This is a genomic window from Vagococcus bubulae (assembly GCF_003950315.1).
Taxonomy (GTDB): domain Bacteria; phylum Bacillota; class Bacilli; order Lactobacillales; family Vagococcaceae; genus Vagococcus; species Vagococcus bubulae.
Genome location: NZ_NGJT01000059.1, coordinates 1 through 1,106, shown reverse-complemented (window position 1 = coordinate 1,106; position 1,106 = coordinate 1). Strand labels below are relative to the sequence as shown.

Sequence of the window (1,106 nt, the reverse complement as noted above, 5' to 3'; positions counted from 1 at the left end):
AAAGCCTTCGGCTACGTTTCCACTAATTTCACTGTCATATCCCTTGATACTCGTTTCGGTTACTCGATATGTGATTTCTTTTCCATCTTTGTCATACTGATCTAACTTATCAAATGTGTGTTGCCAACTTGTTTCAGCTGTTAATGTCGCTTCTGACACTTCTTTATCATTCGCTAATAATTGAATCGTCACACTTTTCGCTTTGGGGCCTACCCATTCTTTCGTGACTCCTAAACTGACTTTACCCGTGATAGTATTCGTTACGACAAATCCGTCACTTGCTGTCCCACTAATGGTTGTATTATAACCGTCTACTGGCGTTTCAGTAATCGTGTAATCAATGGCTTCGCCTGTTGTCGCATCATATTTTGGCAACTCTTTAAAGATATGTTCCCAGTTTGTTTTCGCTGTCACTGTTTGACTCGCAATGGTTTGACCGTCTGCTTTCAAATGAAGCTCTGCTGATTCTCCAGCTTTTCCTACCCAACGTTTTTCAACTGGGATGGATACTGTTTCAGTATTCGTATTGCGTACCACAAAGCCTTCGGCTACGTTTCCACTAATTTCACTGTCATATCCCTTGATACTCGTTTCGGTTATTCGATATGTGACTTCTTTTCCATCTTTGTCATACTGATCTAACTTATCAAATGTGTGTTGCCAATTTGTTTCAGCTGTTAATGTCGCTTCTGACACTTCTTTATCATTCGCTAATAATTGAATCGTCACACTTTTCGCTTTGGGGCCTACCCATTCTTTTGTGACTCCTACACTGACTTTACCCGTGATAGTATTCGTTACGACAAATCCGTCACTTGCTGTCCCACTAATGGTTGTATTATAACCGTCCACTGGCGTTTCAGTAATCGTGTAATCAATGACTTCGCCTGTTGTCGCATCATATTTTGGCAACTCTTTAAATGTATGTTCCCAGTTTGTTTTCGCTGTTAAGGTTTGACTCGCAATAGTTTGACCGTCTGCTTTTAAATGAATCTCTGCTGATTCTCCAGCTTTTCCTACCCAACGTTTTTCAACTGGGATGGATACTGTTTCAGTATTCGTATTGCGTACCACAAAGCCTTCGGCTACGTTTCCACTAATTTCAC

1 protein-coding gene is annotated in these 1,106 nt (G+C 40.8%); it reads right to left on the bottom strand.

The features are described 5' to 3' along the window. Positions 1 to 1,106: Cna B-type domain-containing protein (locus CBF36_RS12150; protein ID WP_125958617.1), on the bottom strand; the 1,106-nt coding region annotated here is incomplete at both ends.